Source organism: Pseudomonas sp. PS01299, assembly GCF_029960145.1.
Lineage (GTDB): Bacteria > Pseudomonadota > Gammaproteobacteria > Pseudomonadales > Pseudomonadaceae > Aquipseudomonas > Aquipseudomonas putida_A.
The window spans coordinates 1-3,161 of sequence record NZ_JASCPO010000391.1; the positions used below are offsets into that span (position 1 = coordinate 1).

Sequence of the window (3,161 nt, forward strand, 5' to 3'; positions counted from 1 at the left end):
GAGCAAGCCCGCTCCCACATTTGAAACACATTCCAATGTGGGAGCGGGCTTGCTCGCGAAGGCGATGGATCAGGCACTAAAGATATCGCGGATCAGCCTTGGGCCTCCCGCTCCAGCTCAGAGTCTACTTCGACAACCTTACCCTTGGTCTTCAGCTCACTGACAATCACCGCCGCGACAATCAACCCCGCGCCAACCAAGGCAATCGCCGGCAAGCGCTCCCCGGCGATTCGCCCGACGATCCCGGCCCAGACCGGCTCACCGGCATAGATCAAGGTTGCCCGGGTCGGCGAAACACTTTTCTGCGCCCAGTTCATCGCCACCTGAATCGCCGCACTCGCCGCGCCGAGTCCCAGAGCAGTCACCAGCAGCGTCCAGGAAAAATCCGGAAGTGCTTCCCCGGTCGGCACCACCAACAGAAACGACAGCACCGAGGTCGCCGCCAGTTGCACCACGGTCACCCGGCGTACATCGACTTGACCGGCATAGGTGCTGATCAGAATGATCTCGGCGGCAATCGCGATGGCACTGATCAGGGTGGCAATTTCGCCGGGGCTGAAATTCAACGACGCCCCGGACGGCCCGGACAGCAGCATCAGACCGGTAAACGCCAGCATGATGCCGATGCTTGGCATCAACCCCGGACGACGGCCCAGCACCAGCCATTGCAACAACGGCACGAAGGGCACGTACAGCGCGGTGATGAATGCCGACTGACTGCTCGGGATCGTTTGCAGACCAACCGTCTGCAAGCCGTAACCGAGCATGATCGCCACGCCGATGAACGATCCGGCCTTGAGCTCGAACAGGGTCAGTTCACGCAAGTGGCGCCAGGAGAACAGCGCGACGATGCAAGCCGCCGCCGCAAAGCGCAGGCCGACAAAGAACATCGGCCCACTGACGGTCATGGCGTGTTGCACCAGCAGGAACGTGCCGCCCCAGACCATGGTGATCAGCACCAGCACGCACTCGGCCTTGCTGAAACGGGAGAAGCGAAGAGGCGTGGGGGAGCTGTTCACTGACGTCATGTCCTTGCGCACTATAAAAGGCAGGACGCACAATGCGCCCAACGTTGCGCAGTATACTGCCCAACCCCACCGAGTGAGCAATATAGTGCACAAAGATTCCAGCCAACGGGCGTCCGTCCTGCAACACGTCAGTCACAACGTTCGGCGCCTGCGCCACGCTGCCGACATGAGCCAGACCGCGCTGGCGGAAAAGTCCGGCGTCAGTCGGCGCATGCTGGTGGCGATCGAGGCCGGGGAAAAGAATGTCAGCCTGACCACCCTCGATCGCGTTGCCGAAGCGCTCGACGTGGCCTTCAGCGACCTGATCCAGGCCCCCGATGCACGCGATACCAGCCGCATCAACGAGGTGGCGTGGGCCGGGGTGATTCCCGGGAGCAAAGCGGTACTGCTATCCAAGGCCACCGCCACCCGTGAAGTCGAACAATGGGAATGGTGTCTGCAACCGGGCGAGGTCTATCCGTCGCAACCCGACGCCGATGGCTGGAGCGAGCAGATTTATGTGTTCGAAGGTTGCCTGACGCTAACGGTGGGTGATGTGACCAATACCATTGCGAGCGGCGAGTTTTTCATGTTTGCCAGCAACCAGCCCCATGGCTATCGCAATGACGGGCCGGTGGCGGTGCGCTTTGTGCGCAATGTGGTGATTTGAATGAGTCAGAACGCAGACATCCTGATCATCGGCGGTGGCCTCAGCGGCACGATGCTGGCCGTGCAACTGCTGCGACTGCCCGGCCAGCGTCGGATCCTGATCATCGAACCGCGCGCCGAACTCGGTCGCGGTGAAGCTTACAACGCCGTCGAACTGGGCCACACGCTCAACGGCAATGCGGCGCGCATGAGTGTCGACCCCGATAACCCCGATGATCTGACTCAATGGCTGACCGCGCACATCGCTGCCGGTGGCTGGCCGGAATCTGCCGAGCAGAATGTGCCGATCAGTGAGCTGTTCCCGCCACGTGGCTTGTTTGGCGTGTATGTGCAGCAGCGTCTGGCCGAGGCGCGCGTCGTTGGTGCGCAGCATGGTTCGACCGTCGAGCACGTTCGCGCTGAAGTCGTCGATCTGCAAACTGATGCGGATTCGGTGCAAATGAGCTTGAGCAATGGGCAGACTCTGCGCGGCGCCTATGCCGTGCTCGCTACGGGCATGTTCCCCGCCGCGCGCACACCGCAGAAAGAGTCCAGCGGCCTGAACGCCGCAGCGCTTGATCCGTGGGATGTCGCCGCCATGCGTCAGCTCGATCCGCAGTCGACTGTGCTGATCATCGGCTCCGGCCTGACCATGGTCGATGCCGTGGTTTCACTGGAGCAGGCCGGTCATCGCGGGCCGATCGAAGTGTTTTCCCGTCACGGTTTGCTGCCCCATGTGCGTCGACAACCGCCGGTGTGGGTGGATTTTCTTGCCGAAGATCAGAGCATTCGCACACCTCGACAGTTGTTGCGCGAGCTGCGCAGGCATTGCCGCGAGGCGATCGCTCAGGGCATCGATTGGCAGGCGCCGCTGGACACGGTGCGGGCCCATATCGGACGGCTGTGGAGTCAGGCGACTGACGTGCAGCGTCGACAATTCGTACGCCATGTGCGGCCGTGGTGGGAGAGTCATCATCACCGGTCGCCGCCGCTGAGTGCAGCATTGGTTGAGCGCTTGCACAACGAAGGACGGTTGCGGATTCAGGCGGCGTTGTTCAAAGGGCTTGAGCCGATGACGGGCGAGGGTGTGAGCATTCGAATTCGGCGTCGGGGCGAGGTAGAAACCTGTGTGGTACAGGGGGCAGCGCTGATCAATTCCAGCGGCATCGAGTACGACTGGCGCCGCGTCGCGCGACCGCTGCCGCAGCAGTTGCTGGCGCGTGGGCTGGTGCGTCCGGGGCCGTTGGCGTTGGGGATTGCAGCGGCGGTGGACGGGGCGGTGCTGGATGCTGAAGGGCAGGCCGGCAGCCGATTGTTCGCGATGGGGCCACCGTTGCGCGGGATGTGGTGGGAGAGCACTGCGGTGACGGATGTGGCGTTGCAGGCGAAGGCGCTGGCGGCGCGGCTGGTGGAATGAAAGCAGACCGGCTTGCACAGATCCCTGTAGGAGTGAGCCTGCTCGCGATAGCGGTGGGTCTTTCACCTCATTGCTGAAGGGGCTGACGC

3 protein-coding genes are annotated in these 3,161 nt (G+C 62.7%); 2 read left to right on the forward strand and 1 reads right to left on the reverse strand.

The features are described 5' to 3' along the window. Positions 1-92: 92 nt before the first annotated feature. Positions 93-1,028 carry a DMT family transporter gene (locus QMX91_RS30115; protein WP_282413833.1) on the reverse strand — a complete coding sequence of 312 codons (936 nt, stop codon included), beginning with the start codon at positions 1,026-1,028 and terminating at the stop codon, positions 93-95. Between the two features lie 85 nt (positions 1,029-1,113). On the opposite strand from QMX91_RS30115, the gene QMX91_RS30120 reads away from it, so the two are divergent. Together QMX91_RS30120 and QMX91_RS30125 are read left to right on the forward strand one after the other, a co-directional pair. Further along, a complete protein-coding gene (locus QMX91_RS30120) occupies positions 1,114-1,677 on the forward strand; it encodes an XRE family transcriptional regulator (protein WP_103368869.1) in 564 nt (187 codons plus the stop codon). After that, on the forward strand, positions 1,678-3,072 hold the full coding sequence (locus QMX91_RS30125) for an FAD/NAD(P)-binding protein (protein WP_282413834.1): 1,395 nt from the start codon (positions 1,678-1,680) through the stop codon (positions 3,070-3,072). The last annotated feature ends 89 nt before the right edge of the window (positions 3,073-3,161 follow it).